General features: G+C 30.3%; 14 protein-coding genes. All 14 read right to left on the bottom strand.

The features are described 5' to 3' along the window. Window positions 1-135 precede the first annotated feature (135 nt). The 14 genes from spoIVB to spoIIIAG all read right to left on the bottom strand — a co-directional run bounded on the left by spoIVB (window position 136) and on the right by spoIIIAG (window position 13388). Window positions 136-1323, bottom strand: a complete 1188-nt coding sequence (spoIVB, locus tag J3477_RS04805) for a SpoIVB peptidase (RefSeq protein WP_206868425.1) — start codon at window positions 1321-1323, stop codon at window positions 136-138. Between the two features lie 220 nt (window positions 1324-1543). Further along, complete coding sequence (gene recN / locus J3477_RS04810) at window positions 1544-3241, bottom strand: DNA repair protein RecN (RefSeq protein ID WP_206868426.1); 1698 nt, start codon at window positions 3239-3241, stop codon at window positions 1544-1546. Window positions 3242-3262: 21 nt separating this feature from the next. Continuing rightward, on the bottom strand, window positions 3263-3715 hold the full coding sequence (locus J3477_RS04815) for an arginine repressor (RefSeq protein ID WP_206868427.1): 453 nt from the start codon (window positions 3713-3715) through the stop codon (window positions 3263-3265). A gap of 12 nt (window positions 3716-3727) precedes the next feature. Further along, a complete protein-coding gene (locus tag J3477_RS04820) occupies window positions 3728-4564 on the bottom strand; it encodes an NAD(+)/NADH kinase (protein ID WP_206868428.1) in 837 nt (278 codons plus the stop codon). A 13-nt stretch (window positions 4565-4577) separates the two neighbouring features. After that, entirely contained in the window at window positions 4578-5387 is an 810-nt protein-coding gene (locus tag J3477_RS04825) for a TlyA family RNA methyltransferase (RefSeq protein ID WP_206868429.1), read from the bottom strand. Between the two features lie 247 nt (window positions 5388-5634). Further along, a complete protein-coding gene (gene dxs / locus J3477_RS04830) occupies window positions 5635-7494 on the bottom strand; it encodes a 1-deoxy-D-xylulose-5-phosphate synthase (protein WP_206868431.1) in 1860 nt (619 codons plus the stop codon). A 22-nt stretch (window positions 7495-7516) separates the two neighbouring features. Next, the gene (locus J3477_RS04835) at window positions 7517-8389 is read right to left on the bottom strand and encodes a polyprenyl synthetase family protein (RefSeq protein WP_206868432.1); all 873 of its coding nucleotides are present in this window, start codon (window positions 8387-8389) and stop codon (window positions 7517-7519) included. A gap of 44 nt (window positions 8390-8433) precedes the next feature. Then, the gene (gene xseB / locus J3477_RS04840) at window positions 8434-8655 is read right to left on the bottom strand and encodes an exodeoxyribonuclease VII small subunit (protein ID WP_206868433.1); all 222 of its coding nucleotides are present in this window, start codon (window positions 8653-8655) and stop codon (window positions 8434-8436) included. An 8-nt stretch (window positions 8656-8663) separates the two neighbouring features. Further along, entirely contained in the window at window positions 8664-9863 is a 1200-nt protein-coding gene (xseA, locus tag J3477_RS04845) for an exodeoxyribonuclease VII large subunit (protein ID WP_206868434.1), read from the bottom strand. Further along, the gene (locus J3477_RS04850) at window positions 9829-10701 is read right to left on the bottom strand and encodes a bifunctional 5,10-methylenetetrahydrofolate dehydrogenase/5,10-methenyltetrahydrofolate cyclohydrolase (protein ID WP_206868435.1); all 873 of its coding nucleotides are present in this window, start codon (window positions 10699-10701) and stop codon (window positions 9829-9831) included. Before J3477_RS04850 ends, xseA begins: the two co-directional genes overlap by 35 nt. A gap of 26 nt (window positions 10702-10727) precedes the next feature. After that, window positions 10728-11132, bottom strand: coding sequence for a transcription antitermination factor NusB (nusB, locus tag J3477_RS04855; RefSeq protein WP_206868436.1), 405 nt, complete (start codon window positions 11130-11132; stop codon window positions 10728-10730). A 639-nt stretch (window positions 11133-11771) separates the two neighbouring features. Next, window positions 11772-12164 carry an Asp23/Gls24 family envelope stress response protein gene (locus J3477_RS04860; protein WP_206868437.1) on the bottom strand — a complete coding sequence of 131 codons (393 nt, stop codon included), beginning with the start codon at window positions 12162-12164 and terminating at the stop codon, window positions 11772-11774. 85 nt (window positions 12165-12249) lie between these two features. Further along, on the bottom strand, window positions 12250-12753 hold the full coding sequence (locus J3477_RS04865) for a SpoIIIAH-like family protein (RefSeq protein WP_206868438.1): 504 nt from the start codon (window positions 12751-12753) through the stop codon (window positions 12250-12252). A 38-nt stretch (window positions 12754-12791) separates the two neighbouring features. Next, entirely contained in the window at window positions 12792-13388 is a 597-nt protein-coding gene (spoIIIAG, locus tag J3477_RS04870) for a stage III sporulation protein AG (RefSeq protein WP_206868439.1), read from the bottom strand. Between the last annotated feature and the right edge of the window lie 2 nt (window positions 13389-13390).

The raw sequence follows: 13390 nt of genomic DNA on the forward strand, positions 1-13390 counted from the left end.
CAATTATTAACAATTAATTACAATTAAATAAATTCGACAAAAGTTCTTTATTTCCTTCTTAAAAATTTTTTTATTTAAAAAAAGATATCTTATTAAGATATCTTTTTTAATTATATCACAATATTTACTTTTATGTTACTGTATAATACCCGCATCTTTTAACATCCATTCTATATAAATACCATATCCTACATCAGGTTTATTTATTAAAACATGTGTTACTGCTCCAACTATTTTATTATTTTGTATAATTGGACTTCCACTCATCCCTTGAACAATACCACCTGTTTTTTCTAACAACTTAGGATCCGTTACTTTTATAATCATGCTCTTTGGACCAGGTTTATCTTGAGATAAAAGTTTGACGATTTCAATATCGTACATTTGTGGACCACTTTCATCAATAGTTGTTATTATTTTCGCTTTTCCTTCTTTTATTTCATCTCTGAATCCAACTTTTAAAGGCGCACTGCTTCTAGTACCTAATGTTTTATTTGCTGTTCCAAATATACCACAAACAGTATTGTTTACTATTGATCCTAAAGAATTCTCTTCTTCTACAAATACACCTTTTAATTCTCCAGGTGTTCCTTTTTGACCTTTTCGCACACTAATTATTGATGTATTAACTAAAGATCCATCTCTTATACTTAGTATAGTATTTGTATCATTATCTGTTATCGGATGTCCTAAAGCCCCAAATTTTTGAGTTTTAGCATCATAAAAAGTTAATGTTCCCACTCCTGCAGTAGAATCTCTTACCCACAAACCTATTTTGTATTTTTCGTCTGTGGTAGCTTTTATACTATTAATAGTTTTATCTACTATCTGATTATTACGATCTATAGTTACTGTCACATTAGAAGTGGTCAAATTGTTTAGTTTCCTTATTAAGTCCTTGGAGTTTTGTATTTCCTCATTATTTATCTTTAAAACCACATCACCTAATTCTATCCCTGCTTTTCTACTTGGGCTTTCAGCTTTTCCTTCATTTGTTTCAATATCTGAAAATCCCACTACTAGGACTCCTTTGGTTTGTATTTTGACACCTACACAACTACCACCAGGATATAATTCTAACTCTTCAGTTTTTTGAGAAAAAACTGATTTCATTGGTACCATTGCTAGTGCTTTTGGTTTTGCCTGAACTTCTTTGCTACTTGTATCTTTATTAAAGTATGTAAGAATGTTACTGTATCCCTTCTGCACTATATTCGTGTAACTTCTAGTGGTTGTAAATTCATTAGAAGAGAATGTGTAAAAGCTTACGAACATAAATAAACTTAATACGCAAAACAAATTTTTTATAAGCTTCATATTCATTTTATCTCCTCCTTCTCTTTACATTTAAGTTACCCACAAATATAAATGCATATGCTGTATTAACTTTGTTATTAAAGACAATAAAAATAAAATAATACTAATTTTATCTTCTTTTAATAAAATTTTTACTTGAATTTTTATGTAAACCTCGCTAATATTCTATAAAAACAAAAAAATAGAACTACATTTAATAGTTCTATTTTTCCTAAATTTTCATTTATTATGTATTAGATTTCATTTTGTTTTTCTTAATATTTGCCAATTCAACCATTTCTTTTGCATTTACTAAAGTAGCTGAAGTTACTTCAACTCCGCCAATCATTTTAGCTACCTCTAAGTCTTTTTCATCAGAATTCATTGTTTTAACCTTAGTATATGTCTTTTCTCCATCAACATGCTTAGATATTAGGAAATGATTGTCTGACATTGAAGCTATCTGCGGAAGGTGAGTTATGCAAAAAACTTGATGTTTAACAGAGACTTCATACATTTTTTCTCCTACCGCTTGAGCAATTCTGCCACTTATTCCTGTATCTATTTCATCAAATATTACTGTAGGTATTTTATCTTTATTAACAAAGACTGTTTTTAAAGATAACATTATTCTTGAAAGTTCTCCACCAGATACTACTTTTTCTAAAGACTTTAAAGGTTCTCCAGGATTTGTAGAAATGAGGAATAATACTTTATCCATCCCATATATATTAAATTCGTCTACAGAACTTATATCGATACTGAATTTACTTTTCTCTAAACCTACAAATCTTAATTCTGAACTTATCCTCTCTTCAAGATCTTTTCCTATTGTAATTCTTAAGTTATGCAACTTATCGCTTAATATTCTCATATTCTGGTAAATCTTATTTTTTTCGTCTACTAATGAACTGATTATTTGTTCGGAGTTTACTATCTGATTATACTGTTCTTCTAGCTGCATTCTATAATCTAATATAATTTCTATAGTCTCTCCATATTTCTTCTTATATAATCCTATTTCATAAGTTCTTCTATTAACCCTGTCCAATTCATCATCATCAAAAACATATTCATCACTTATATCTCTAAATTCATTGGAAATTTCCTGTAAATTATAAAATATTTCATTTAAATCTTCATAGCTCTTTTTTATCTTATCTGAATATTTAGTTATAGAGGACAGATCATAGCAGATACGAGATAATTTATCAATAATCGATCCATCTTCACTTCCCCCTCTTAAATCATTATATGTATGAGAAAGAACTTTGCTTATTTTTTCAGCATTTGACAATATAGCTAGTTTTTCATTTAATTCAGTTTCTTCTTCAGGCTTTAACTTACCTTCATCTATGTCATCGATCTGATATTTAATATAATTGGCAAGCTTTTCATTATCTTCATTACCTCTAAGCTCTCTAATCTTCTCTTCTATCACTGAAACTTCATTAAAAAGTTTTCTATACTCAGATAAGGTTTCCGAAATACTTTCTTCACCAAAACTATCTAAATAGTTAATATGACTAGATTTATTCATAAGATTTTGATTTTCGTGCTGACCATGAATATCCACCAAGGTCTCAGTAAGCTTTTTAAGTGAAGAAATGATTAAACTTTTACCATTTACTTTAATAACAGATTTTCCATTTTGAAAAGATTCTCTTGATATTATAATAAGGTCATCTGTTTCTATCTCTAATTCTTCAAGTGCATTCTTTGTTCTTGTGCTTTCTATATCAAATATAGCTTCTACAAAAGTTTTATTTTCACCAGTTCTGATAATATCTTTATTAAACTTTCCTCCAAGCACATAATTTATAGCATCAATAATTATTGATTTACCTGCTCCTGTTTCTCCGGAAAGTATATTAAATCCTTTATCAAAGCTTAAACAAATTTTCTCTATAAGTGCAAAGTTCTCAATAGTAAGTTGTAATAACATCTTAACCCACCTTACTTAAATTTAAGTATTTATCATTCTTCTCATCTTAGAAACTAATTCTTCAGCTTTATCTATACTTCTAACCAAAATAAAAATTGTATTATCACCAGCTATAGTTCCTGCTATGTCAGAAAAATGTAAAGTATCTATTGCTTCAGCAGCAGCAGATGCTGATCCTGACAAAGTTTTTACCACAACCATCTTATCTACATTTTCTACATGTAAAACAGTATTAGAAAATATATTGGCCATTTTATCACTCATATCATTTGTACTATTATTAATAGATGCATACTTGTATTTTCCATCTGAACCAAGTACTTTTATTAACTTTAAAGTTTTTATATCTCTAGAGACAGTCGCTTGAGTCACATCAAAGCCTTCATTCTTTAATGTATCTGCAAGTTCCTCTTGTGTTTCAACTGACCTGTTGTTAATTATTTCTAAAATCTTTGTATGCCTCTTTGATTTCACGTTACCCTCACCTTACCATTCGCCATCTTGGCTTAAGATTTTTTTTCTAAGTACGTTAAAATAGTCATATTCATCTAAAAGTATTAAGTTACAAGACTTTTCATTTTTCCCAACCATTATCTTGCAATTATTACTCAATTTTATGGATTTTTGCCCATCCACAGTTAAAAATATTTCTTCTGCAAAACTTTCAGCTTGTATTTCCACTGTACTGCTGCCATTTATAACAATAGGCTTCATTGTCGGAGTATGAGAACATATAGGAACTATAGTTATAATTTCTAGTGACGGCATTATTAGAGGCCCACCTGCTGAAAATGAATAGGCTGTCGATCCAGTAGGAGTTGATATTATAACTCCGTCACCTTTGAACGATGAATAAAATTTGTTATCAACAAGAATCTTATATTTTACCATTCTTGAAAGAGTACCCTTAGCTATAACTATATCATTTAAGGCTATATTATCATAAGTCCCACTAGCACATTGAACATTACATTTTAGCATCATTCTTTTTTCATATCTAAACTTTTTATTTTTTAGACACTCTAATGCATAATCAACACATTTAATATCAACACTTGTAAGAAATCCAAGATTACCTATATTTATGCCAAATATAGCTAGATCAGTTGGTACTGCTAAATCTCTTGTTGCTCCTAGAATAGTTCCATCACCGCCTAAAACCATTAGACAATCTATATCTATATTTTTTTCAATATCTTTATGGTTTTGAACTCTAAAAACATATGAATTCTGAAAATATTCTTGTGTTTTCTTTATTATTGCATTAATTATTGAACCATCTTTATCTTTAGATGGATTAATGAAAATTCCTATATTTCTCATAGTTCCCTCCAGGCTATATGTTATTATGAGAGTCCTGAACTACCTTATCAATTCTTTCATCTATATTAAAATCTGCTTCATATTGTGCTTTAGTAAAGTATACTAAATACTCAATATTTCCTTCAGGTCCTTTGATTGGCGAAAAATCTAAGCCTTTGATTGATAAATTTAGCGATAATATAAATCCTACAATTTTCTTAATTACTTCTTTATGAGTTTCTGGATCTCTAACTACGCCTTTTTTACCAACTTTCTCTCTTCCTGCTTCAAATTGAGGCTTTATTAGTGCTACAACCTCACCTTGTTCTTGAAGAAGATTTACTACTGCAGGAGTTACTTTTGTAAGAGATATAAACGATACATCGATCGAAGCAAAATCTGCTTTCTCAGCTAATTGATCTTCAGTTACGTATCTTACATTAGTTCTTTCCATACATACAACTCTCTCATCAGTTCTAAGCTTCCAAGCAAACTGTCCATAACCAACATCGATTGCATAAACCTTTTTTGATCCATTTTGTAGCATACAATCAGTAAATCCACCAGTGGATGCTCCTATATCTAAGCATACCTTATCCTTTAGCTCGATATCAAAGGATTTTATAGCTTTCTCTAATTTAAAGCCACCTCTGCTCACATAAGGAATATCATTACCTTTTACTACAATTTCTGCTTCTACCTTTACCTTTTCGCCACTTTTATCTACTCTTCTTCCATCTATAAAAACATTTCCAGCCATTATGCTGGTCTTTGCTCTTTCTCTAGATTGAAAAAATCCCTTCTCCACAAGAAGAATGTCCAATCTTTCTTTTTTGTCTCCCATTTTATCTCCTCTATATCTGCAATTATGTATATATAGATGAACCACTTCCTACTTAAATTTATATTTTAAAATTCTCTCACCAGAATCCGTTAGAGTTTTAAAAATAGTTTTCGTAATGGAACCCTATAACTAAAGCCATGTTTAAGATTACTGTTGAAATTTAGGTATTACCACTAGATATACTATAAGTGATACCTAAATTTCAATACAGTGCTTTAACCTAGTCTTAAATTAAATTTATATTGTTCTATTTTAATGTATTTACTATTTCATCTTTTATTGAAGTAATATCAAGTTTGTTCAATTTATATAAAGTACTTAAATCTCCATGTTGTATAAATTTATCTTCATATCCTAAGTTTACAATCTTACCATTATATTCTATTGCATTAAGGTAACTTAATATTTCGCTACCTAGTCCACCGCTTATAACATTGTCTTCTACTGTAATTACATATTTGTAATCTTTAGCTATATCATCTAAAAGTTTTTTGTCTAATGGTTTTATAAATGTAGCATTAATTAATCCTACATTATACTCTTCTCCAAGAAGTTTAATAGCTGCTTCTGAATGTTGAACCATCTTACCGGTAGCAATTATAACTATATCTTTACCTTTTCTCATTAAATCCCATTTACCTTTTTCTACTTTTTCAATAGGACTTAATTCTATCCCTGGTATATCTCCACCTCTTGGGTATCTAATAGCCACTGGTTCATCTTGCATAAGTGCCCATCTTAGTATAGGTTTCACTTCTTCTAAACACTTCGGTGCAACTATATTTAGATTAGGTATATGTGAAAGATAAGATATATCAAATACTCCTTGATGTGTTTCTCCATCTTCTCCAACTATACCAGCTCTGTCTATAGCAAAAACTACTGGCAGATTCTGCACACACACATCATGCAACACCTGATCATAAGCTCTTTGCAAGAACGTTGAGTATACTGCAAATACTGGTTTTAAACCTTCCTTTGCCATTCCAGCTGCCAATGTTGTTGCATGCTGTTCTGCTATTCCTACATCGAAAAATCTGTGTGGAAATTCTTGTGCAAATTTCTTAAGTCCAGTTCCATCAGGCATAGCTGCAGTTACAGCTACAACTTCATCAATCTCTTTAGCAATGTCAATTAAACTTTCTCCAAAGGCATTTGAATAGGTTCTTTTGTTTGAAGGACATAACTCTCCACTACAACTATCAAAAGGAGCTATACTGTGAAATTTGTTAGGATTCTCTTCTGCAAAATTGTACCCTTTTCCTTTTTGAGTAATTGTATGTATAATTACTGGTCCATCTGATTTTTTTGCTTTGTAAAGCATATCACTTATTTCATCTATATTATGTCCATCGATTGGACCTAAATATTTCAATCCCATATCTTCAAAAAGCATACTAGGCACTACTAACTGCTTTATACTATCTTTTATCTTACTTATTGAAGTAGCTATATTTTTACCTACAGTTGTTTGGTTTAAGGTATTGTTAATTTCATTCTTCAGTCTATTATAACCTGGATCTAATCTAACCTTACTTAAATAAGTTGAAAGTCCCCCAACATTATCTGATATAGACATCTGATTATCATTCAAAATTATTATTAGGTTTGTTTTACTATATCCTACATCATTAAGTGCTTCGAAAGCCATTCCGCCTGTTAAAGCACCATCACCAATCACTGCTATCACATGATTATCTTTTTTCAATATATCTCTTGCTCTTGCCATACCTAAGGCTGCTGATATAGATGTACTACTATGTCCTGTATCAAATGAATCATACTTGCTTTCACATCGCTTAGGAAATCCACTTATTCCACCATATTTTCTTAAAGTTTCAAATTTATCTTTTCTTCCTGTGAGAATTTTATGTACATAGCTTTGATGACCTACGTCCCAAACAATCTTATCTTTTTCTAGATTAAATACCTTAAATAAACTTAAAGTTACTTCTACAACACCTAAATTTGATGCTAAATGCCCACCAGTCTTAGATACATTATCAATTAAGAACTCTCTTATTTCACCTGAAAGTGCTAAAATTTCATGTGAATTTAATTTTTTAACATCATTAGGACATTTGATTTTATCTAAATATCTATACATATTTTTCATTCCTTCTATTTAATTATGATTCTCTATGTAAAAGCTCTAGAGTTAACTCCTTAAGTTTACCTGTATCTTTATTTAATTTTTCTAAAAGAGCTAAACATTCTGCCGTAATTTCTTTACATAACCCTTCAGATTTTTCTATCCCATAAACAGTAATAAAGTTAGTTTTATTATTATTTTCATCGCTTTTCACTTTTTTACCAAGCTTTTCTGTGCTGCCTAAAACATCTAAAATATCATCCTTTATTTGAAAAGCAAGACCTAATTTATATCCGTATTCTTTTAAAATATCAATATCTCTTTCAGTTGCCTCACCCAAAATTGCTCCAGCTAATATGGCTGCCTTAATCAGTTCACCTGTTTTCTTTTCATGCATATATTTAAGTGTATCTTCTGAAATTGATTTACCTTCATTAATTATGTCTACTACCTGACCACCAATCATTCCCTTTCCGCCAGCAGCATCCGTTATTACTTTTGTTGCTTCTAAGGCTTCTAACCTCTTGTCTGAACAGGAGTAATTAATCATAATTGAAAAAGCCTCATTAAGAAGACCGTCACCTGCTAAAACTGCCATAGCTTCTCCAAAAACTTTATGACTGGTAGGTTTTCCGCGTCTTAAATCATCATTATCCATACAAGGTAAGTCATCATGTATAAGCGAATATGTATGTATCATTTCTAAAGCTCCAGCCATAGGCAGTATGTCTTGAAAATTTTCCTTATACAAGTTATAAGTTAACATCATTATTATGGGGCGTATTCTTTTGCCACCTATATTTAGGCTATAAGCCATTGCATCATATATTAACTTATTTTCTCCACCTTTGTCGATGAAATAATTATCAAGATATTCATCTATCAGTCCTTTGATATCTTCAATGCTCATTACTTACTCCTTTTATTTTAACGTAAATTTGAAGTTTTAGTCCTCTATTCTTCAATAGTAAAATCTTTAACTTCTTCTTTTGCATTAATAACCTTTATTTTTCCTTCCATGTCATTGAGAGTCTTATAAAGCTTATTAACCAATTTTACCCCTTCTTCGTAAACCTTTAATGATTCCTCTAAATTTAATTCAGAACTTTCAAGGTCTTTTACTATGTCATCAAGTTTATTAAACATCTCATCATAAGATTCACTTTTCTTTACCATAAGACACCTCACCTTTTAGGTTCAATTTTAAAATTACCGCTTCCATCTTTCATCTTTACTTCAATCTCCTGCAAGGAATTTAAAGTATCTATATCTTGAACTAACTTTCCATTGTTATCCTCTATTATAGCATAACCTTTGTTCAAAACATTTATTGGATTGAGTAATGTTAACATATTATTTATATTAATTAGATTTGATCTATTATTTTCAATTTTTTTCATTATTAGATTAGTCAATTTTTCTTTTTTGCTGTCTACATCTCTATATTTGTTAATTATCAAATTCTTTGGACTATTATTTTCTAAGATTCTATTAACATAGTTTATTTTTTCTTTTTCATTGATTATCCTACTATTAATAAATTGATTCAAATATGCCTTATGCCTAATTAAATTGTTATTTATTTCTTCAAGCTTAGGAGCTACAACTTCTGCAGCAGCAGATGGTGTAGGTGCTCTCAAATCACTTACAAAATCAGTTATAGTAAAATCTATTTCATGTCCTACCCCAGAAACTACAGGAATTTTTGATTTAAATATTTCATAAGCTAAACTTTTGTCATTAAATGCCCAGAGTTCTTCAATAGAACCTCCTCCACGGCTTATTATAATCACATCAGCGCTCTTTTTTTTATTAAAATACTTTATTCCCTCTATTAGACTAACTGGTGCATCTTTACCTTGAACTAATGATGGATATATAACTATATCTAAATAAGGACTTCTTCTTTGTAATACATTTATTATATCTCTTATTGCAGCTCCCGTTTCAGAAGTGATAACACCTACTGTCCTTGGTAAATATGGAATAGGCTTTTTGTATTTTTCATCAAAAAGCCCTTCATTTAATAGCTGTTTCTTTAATTGCTCGAATTGAGCATATAAGTCCCCTACTCCATATTCATTTATCTCTTTGCAATAAACCTGATACGAACCATCTCTAGTATATATTGAAAGTCTTCCTCTTATCTCAACCTTTGTCCCATCCTTAATACTTGGCGATACATTCACAGCATCACTCTTAAAAATAACACAATTCACCTTGCTATTTTCATCCTTTAAGGAAAAATAAATATGTCCACTTGAATGAACTTTAAAGTTAGACACTTCTCCTTTGACTTTTAGATTGTTAAGAATAAAATCATTATCTGCTATTTTTTTTAAATAATTATTAACTTCTGTTACCGAAAGAGTCTTTAGAATCATAATCTTCCATCGCCTCACATACATTTAAAAATAGAAGGGTAGTTGTAAGTGATCCTACTCCTCCTGGTACTGGAGTAATCATTGCAGCTTTTGTTACTACGTCATCAAACAAAACATCACCAGTGATCTTTCCGTTTAACGAAGAAGTTCCTACATCTATTACCACTGCATCCTTCTTTATATAACTCTTATCTATAAAATGTGGTTTTCCCATAGCTACAACTAAAATATCCGCTTCACTACAAACATCCTTTAGATTATTTGTTCTTGAATGGCATATTGTTACAGTTGAGTTCTTTTGGAGAAGTAATTGTGCAACAGGCTTCCCTACAACATTGCTTCTGCCTACTACTACAGCTTTTTTTCCTTCTAGAGGAATATTATAGTAGTCTAATAGCGTCATTACACTTCTTGGAGTACATGGGATAAATCCGTCATTTCCACTATAAAACTTTCCTATTGATACATCAGTAAGACAATCTATGTCCTTTGAAGGATCTATAGCAGCAATAATCTTCTTTTCATCAAGACTAGCTGGCAAAGGTAGTAATAAAATTATACCGTTAATATCTTTATCCTCATTTAATTGCTTTATAGTATTAATCGCTTCCTCTTCAGAACAACTAGAAGTCAAATTAATTTTCTTATAATCAATCCCCAAATCAGCTGCAATCTTAAACTGACTGTTTTGATAGTAAATTGAACCACCATCATCTCCAATAAGGATTGAAGCAACTGTTGGAACTTTCTTTCCTTTTTCAATACTACTTCTTACAAATTCTTTGATATCTTCCTTAACGGTTGCTGCAACTTTCTTTCCATCAATTATCTCGCCCATATTCATAGCCCCCAAACTTACTAAAACTACATATCTTTTAATGCTTTATCTAATACTCCATTAATGAAAGAAACTGATTTCTCATCTGAGAACTTCTTAGCAATCTCTAAAGCCTCATTAATAGCTACTTTATTGGGAATATCTTCAAAATGAAGTATTTCATAAAGCGCTACTCTTAAAATTGATAGATTAACTTTTGACACTCTACCAAGCTTCCAGTTAACTAAATACTTTTCTATAACAGCATCTAATTGTTCTTTATTTTCGTTTACGCCATTAATAACTTGATTTAAATATGTATCATCTATTTCAGTTATGTCACCTTCAAAATCTTCTTTAAAGCTCTCTATAGCTTCTGATGGCTCTTCTTTATTTATCATCATTTGGTATGTAAGTTGTACTGCAATTTCTCTAGTTTTTATTCTGTTCATATGTCCTCCTAGACTTTAAAAGGTATTAATATTTTATATAATCAAAAAAAGTCGCTGAAGCGATTTTTTTCAGTGAGTTTTTTTACGCATCTGCCTTTCCGAATTCATATGAGGAAAATTTGGCAGGCGAATAAGTTTTATCTTTTTTACAATATAGTCATAAAAAATTTCTAAAACCATTGAAATCTATAGATTTATTTAGCTTAAAAATTTTATAAGTTCCTACACGGTAAAATAAGTCCATTATATTTTATAAGTTCTTTCCATTGCTTTCATTATAACAAATCCTAGATTAACACACTAATTAAATTAGTAAATATCCTCTAGTAATAATTGATCAAAAACATCTAAAAGGGTAAATATAAAAAAATATTTATGGATTTTATTAGTATACATTTAAAAGTATAACATTATTATTATAGTCGAAAAATAAAAAGCTTAAACAGTGAGACTACGTTACTTATTAATAAATCTACTAATATACAGCTCTTAACTCAACCATTAATTTATACAGTCCAGAAATTCTTCTGAGCTAACTATTTTAAAACTAGTATAAATTAAGTTTTCGTAATTATCCCAAGTTGTTCAACTATATAATTCTACACAAGGAAATACCCTCTGTAAACAGAGGGTTTAAAACTACTCATGAACTTCTTCTGACTTCTCATCATTCTTAGGAACAATTATGTTTTGTATAAAAATATTAACTGCTGCAACAGATAATCCTGTCATAGCTTCAACAGTCTTTTTAACATTATCTTGAACCTGCACAACTACGTCAGGAATTCTTGTTCCATAAAGTACTGCTAAAGTTAACTCTATCTGTGCTTCACCATTTTCAATTGATACTTTTACACCTTTTCCAGTATTCTTCTTACCAGTAAATATTTGAGTTATTCCACCAGTAACACCTGGATTACTTTCTACTACTCCACTAATTTCTGCTGCAGCTATACCAGCTATAACACTAACAACTTCATCAGAAATCTTTACAACTCCAACGTTTGTTTCTTCTCTATTTAATTCTTCCAACGCTCACAACCTCCTTAAGCTTTACATTAGCAAAACCTGTTAATCATAGGTATATTATATCAAAATATTATTGTGAATACAATTGTTATTGTTTTGCCTCTATTACAACATCTTTTATCTTTGAAACGCTAGCTACAGATTCTTGTATTTGTATGCTTTGCTTTTCATTTAAGCTGTCTTTTGACTTAACTATTACTCTAGCTTTATTTCCTTCTATTAGGCAAAGTGCATCATCAAATCCTTTACCTTTTACACTTAATTCAATTCTAGTTTCATAATCTCTAGCCATTGTTAAAGCTGTAAGCTCTTTTTGAGCCTCAGTTTTTTGATTTGCAGATGTATTCTTATCTTCTATTATAGATTTTAAGTTCTGCATTGTTTGAGAGTCTTGTTGCTCTCTATCGTTTCTTGATTCATAGAAATAATCCTTTGTGTTTGATGTTTGCTTGTCAGTGTTTGTGAATGGTAATGATGTTAAGTTACTGCCTGTCCCATCATCGACTTGTCCATTAACCCTCGCTGCTAAGATACCAGCACATACTATAAGTGCTAGTAGTGTTAAAATTATACCTGCTTGTTTTCTGTTCATTTACAAAAACCTCCCATCTGTTTTCATAGAATTATATGCTACTTTTTCATCGGATATACATTAACTTTATCCATTGGCAAATTATATAAATTCGACACTGCTTTTGAAATGTCGTATTTTATCTTACTATTTTCTGAACCTTCAGCTACAACAACTACTCCAACCACTTTTGGCTTATATGTTTTCACTATAAGAGGCTCATTTCCACTACTATTGGAAGTTATAACAACCTTACTTGAATCTGACTCTTGACTGTTACTTTGTTTCCCTCCCTCCTTGTCAGTGGTTTCATTAGTATTTTTTTGAGAATTTGTGTCTACTGCTGGAACCTTGGTTTCGTCACTTTCAAAGGTTATCATTACATCTACATTCCCAACCCCCTCTATTTGTTTTAAGATATTTTTAAGTTGACTCTTTTGCTCATCCTCATACTGTTGTCTTGTTTGTTTATCTGTCGCAACACTCTGTTGTGTATTATTTTGATTTGAAGAAAATGTAGGTATCATTGGTTTATTTGTAAAAAAAGTAAACACTATATAAATAAATATAAATGTTAAACATATTAAAATTAAATTTTTTGTCTTAGCACCTTCTGAAGAGTTTTTTAGCTTTTGGAATAACTTTGAAAAATCCACTT

The sequence above is a fragment of the Clostridium zeae genome, from assembly GCF_017312485.1.
Classification (GTDB): Bacteria; Bacillota; Clostridia; order Clostridiales; family Clostridiaceae; genus Clostridium_AR; species Clostridium_AR zeae.

Excerpts from the sequence above, each read along its gene's own strand:
- spoIVB (WP_206868425.1), bottom strand. The coding sequence starts at position 1,323 with ATGAATATGAAGCTTATAAAAAATTTGTTTTGCGTATTAAGTTTATTT.
- recN (WP_206868426.1), bottom strand. The coding sequence starts at position 3,241 with ATGTTATTACAACTTACTATTGAGAACTTTGCACTTATAGAGAAAATT.
- J3477_RS04820 (WP_206868428.1), bottom strand. The coding sequence starts at position 4,564 with ATGAGAAATATAGGAATTTTCATTAATCCATCTAAAGATAAAGATGGT.
- J3477_RS04825 (WP_206868429.1), bottom strand. The coding sequence starts at position 5,387 with ATGGGAGACAAAAAAGAAAGATTGGACATTCTTCTTGTGGAGAAGGGA.
- dxs (WP_206868431.1), bottom strand. The coding sequence starts at position 7,494 with ATGTATAGATATTTAGATAAAATCAAATGTCCTAATGATGTTAAAAAA.
- J3477_RS04835 (WP_206868432.1), bottom strand. The coding sequence starts at position 8,389 with ATGAGCATTGAAGATATCAAAGGACTGATAGATGAATATCTTGATAAT.
- xseB (WP_206868433.1), bottom strand. The coding sequence starts at position 8,655 with ATGGTAAAGAAAAGTGAATCTTATGATGAGATGTTTAATAAACTTGAT.
- xseA (WP_206868434.1), bottom strand. The coding sequence starts at position 9,863 with ATGATTCTAAAGACTCTTTCGGTAACAGAAGTTAATAATTATTTAAAA.
- J3477_RS04850 (WP_206868435.1), bottom strand. The coding sequence starts at position 10,701 with ATGGGCGAGATAATTGATGGAAAGAAAGTTGCAGCAACCGTTAAGGAA.
- nusB (WP_206868436.1), bottom strand. The coding sequence starts at position 11,132 with ATGAACAGAATAAAAACTAGAGAAATTGCAGTACAACTTACATACCAA.
- J3477_RS04865 (WP_206868438.1), bottom strand. The coding sequence starts at position 12,753 with ATGAACAGAAAACAAGCAGGTATAATTTTAACACTACTAGCACTTATA.